General features: G+C 60.1%; 5 protein-coding genes. All 5 read left to right on the top strand.

Going from position 1 to position 3,099, the window contains the following annotated elements:
- On the top strand, window positions 1-319 hold a 319-nt coding region (locus tag NW852_RS08460), incomplete at its 5' end, for a tetratricopeptide repeat protein (protein ID WP_414426641.1).
- 33 nt (window positions 320-352) lie between these two features.
- Window positions 353-1,693, top strand: coding sequence for an NAD(P)/FAD-dependent oxidoreductase (locus NW852_RS08455; RefSeq protein WP_414426640.1), 1,341 nt, complete (start codon window positions 353-355; stop codon window positions 1,691-1,693).
- A 38-nt stretch (window positions 1,694-1,731) separates the two neighbouring features.
- Window positions 1,732-2,220 carry a Fe-S cluster assembly sulfur transfer protein SufU gene (sufU, locus tag NW852_RS08450; RefSeq protein ID WP_414365414.1) on the top strand — a complete coding sequence of 163 codons (489 nt, stop codon included), beginning with the start codon at window positions 1,732-1,734 and terminating at the stop codon, window positions 2,218-2,220.
- A 333-nt stretch (window positions 2,221-2,553) separates the two neighbouring features.
- Window positions 2,554-2,760 carry a hypothetical protein gene (locus NW852_RS08445; protein WP_414372026.1) on the top strand — a complete coding sequence of 69 codons (207 nt, stop codon included), beginning with the start codon at window positions 2,554-2,556 and terminating at the stop codon, window positions 2,758-2,760.
- A 54-nt stretch (window positions 2,761-2,814) separates the two neighbouring features.
- Window positions 2,815-3,042, top strand: a complete 228-nt coding sequence (locus NW852_RS08440; RefSeq protein ID WP_414372025.1) for a hypothetical protein — start codon at window positions 2,815-2,817, stop codon at window positions 3,040-3,042.
- Window positions 3,043-3,099 lie beyond the last annotated feature (57 nt).

Genomic DNA, 3,099 nt, shown 5'->3' with positions numbered 1-3,099 from the left:
GCAGTTTGAACAAGCGTTAAGAGAAGACCCAGATTTGCCCGAAGCCCACTTTGGCCTGGGAGAAGTGGCCCGTATCAAGGGGGATCTGAGCTCAGCGGTGGCCAGCTATCAACGGGCGATGCGCAGCAACGGCAGCTACGGCATGGCCCACTACCGCCTGGGATCCGTCTTGGCCCGCCAAGGCAAGTTGGAGCAGGCCGTCGAGCACTTTCGCTCGGCTTTGGAAATTTCTCCCAACTTCCCCGAAGCCAAAGGGAGCCTGCAGCGGCTTCTCTCTAAGCAGACGGAAGAGGTACATACCGACCTACTGCCCGTGTAAAGATGGGAGCTGATCGACGCTGAGGGATCCCGGTTGCCGCCCGACAAGGTGCACGCCCGCCTGCGAGAGGTTGCCGCTCCAGCCATGAAGGGATCCCTGCCCACCGTGGTCTTGGCCGGATGTGGCTATGGAGCCATCGATGCCCTGCGGGCCCTCAAAGGGCAAGCGCGGGTGATCGCCATCAATCCCCACCCCTACATCGTCAACTCGGGCATGTCCACGCGGCTGCTGAGCGGTCGGTTTTCCCTGGATCTGGTGCGGATCCCGCTGCTGGAGCACATTCAAGCCAATGGCGCCCAGTTTCTGCAAGGACGAGTAACCCACATTTACCCGCAGGCGCAAACCCTGACCCTGGAAGGCGCAGGCGGGATCCAAACCCTTGCCTACGATTACCTGTTGGTGAATGTGGGGCGGGAGCTGCGGGCCATCGACGGGATGCAACATGCTTTCGCCATTCGACCGGCGGAGCAACTGGTGGCCGCCCAAACCTGGATCCGGCAGTGCTGGCAGCGGGCGGCCCAGGGAGATCCGACGCCGAGCCTGCTGACCTTTGGGGTGGTGGGGGGAGGTTGCACCGGCACAGAGCTGATGGGAGAGCTGTACGACCTCTGCCGCGAGATGAGCGCAGCAACGGGGATCCCTTTGGCGCGGGCCCGCCTGCTCCTGATCCATGGCCAGGCCCATCTGGCCGAGGGCTTCTCAGAACGCTTCCGCCAGGAGGTGGAAAGGGAGATCCGCCGCTTGGGGGTAGAGATCTGGGCGGAGCGCCGGGTAAAAGCCTTCGGGCCACAGCAAGTTTGGCTAGAGGATGGCAGCGAGCTGGTGGCCCAGACCCGCCTATGGGCGGGTGGGTTGCAGGCGCCCGCCTGGCTGAGAAGCTGCGGCCTGCCGCTGGGGCCGACGGGATCCCTGCTGGTGGATGAGTGCCTGCGGGTGCAGGGGGCAGAGCGCATCTTGGCCTTAGGGGACTGCGCCGACTTTGTCTGGGGATCCCGTCTCTTGCCCAAGATCGGCGTGTACGCGGTGCGCCAGGGGCCGATTGCAGCACAAAACCTGCTGCGGCTCATCCGCGGCCAACCCCTGCTTCCCTACCGACCCCAGGCCACTGTGTTTGTCTGCGTTACGGTGGGAAACCGGGTTGCCGTCGCCGAGAAGGGCAGGTGGGTCTGGCGCGGCTACCTGGCCACGCTGCTGAAAAACCTGTTCGATTGGCTCTACATGCGCCAACGCAAGCCCGTGCGCTGGCAGGTATTCTTCTACGAAATCTCTACAGAGAACGGGGTTAAGATTAAGTTACAGACTGGCCGGAATGGGCTAGCTTCCTCGGCTTCTCGATCTCGACCCTATCGCCCTTCAATCCTCAAAAGCTCTTGACGCTCTCCGGCCCAAGCAGCGACCAAGCGGGAACAACAATGCCTCTCGATAACCTGCGCGGACTCTATCAGCAAGTCATTCTGGAGCGGTACAAAAAGCCCCGCAACTTCGGCAAAGTGGATCCGGTTCATCGCCACCAACGCGGCCACAACCCTTCCTGTGGCGACACCATCGACCTCACCTTGCAACTGGATCCGGATCAAGAGCGAATTGTCGATATCAAATTCGAAGGCGAAGGCTGCGCTATTGCCCTGGCCTCTGCCGATCTCATGGCTGACGCCGTGCGGGGGCGCACCATCCCCGAAGCGTTGCAGTTGGTGGATCACTTCCAAGCCATGATGCGCGGCGGCGCTGAGTTTCCGCGGGAGCAGCGGGCCTTGAACGCCATGAAGGGAGTTGCCCAATTTCCGGTGCGCATCAAGTGCGCCAACCTGGCCTGGCATGCCCTCAAACACGCGCTGGAATCGCCCGAACCCGGTGGATCCCCGGACAACCCAGATTTTGTGAGCAACGAAAACACCGACTAGGTTTCGAGCTCTGAGCGGTAACGTAAGGGATCCCTGTAATCCAGACAACTCCGAGGATCAGGGATGCCAGGGTGCCTCTTTGGCTCGTCTGGGAGCCAATGGCCTCAGCAGCAAGCCCTTCAACGCCGCCACTCTGGCCGCCGCAATCGCGGCTCTGCTGAGCTGGGATCCCTGAACCTGCCCCCTCAGATCCGTAGGATCCCTGCCGCTATCCGCCAAATGGCGTAGAAAATCCTATAAATCGCGTACGTAGATCCTCGGTATTTTGCGTTTTTTCACGGATATTCAGGCTATAATGAGGACGTGAACGTTGGAAATACGGAGGAAACGCAGATGCAAGCTGGTGTCGATCTAACGCTGGACTACCGTACTTACCGCATAGCGGCCCTGTTGAGCGAGAGCTTTTCTTTGGGAGCACTGCTGGGAGTGTCCCTCAAGTGGCAGGGTGAGGCCTCTTCTGAGGACGAGCCGCGGGCCGGGGTTTCCCGCCTCTCGCCGGAGCAGATTGAGCAGCGCTATCTCGTTCCTCGGCGCAAGTGACTGTCCTCCCGTAAAACCAGCTTTTGAACGCTAACCCCTCAAACGGAAAAGGTCATGAACACCGGTCTTGATTTTCCTCCTGTTGCTTCCAGCATTCAAGAAATTGTGGAGCAGGCGCTCTGCAGCGGCTTCCTCAGCCTAGGACAAGAAAACCAGATCAACGAGCTGCTCTTTCAGCGGCGCTACTCTGAGCCCGACCTGGAAATGCTGGATTGCCTGACTTTGGCGTTGTTAAATCGGCGAATCGAAGTGGAAAAAAGTTTTGTAGCAAAAGCTGCCTGACTGCCAAAACGCATCAAGTTCCTCCAAAGCAACAGGGGATCCTCTGCGGATCCCCTT

The sequence above is a fragment of the Synechococcus sp. H60.1 genome (genome assembly GCF_047462335.1).
GTDB lineage: Bacteria > Cyanobacteriota > Cyanobacteriia > Thermostichales > Thermostichaceae > Thermostichus.
The sequence above is the reverse complement of the archived record's forward strand: the minus strand, read 5'-3'. Positions and strand labels throughout refer to the sequence as shown.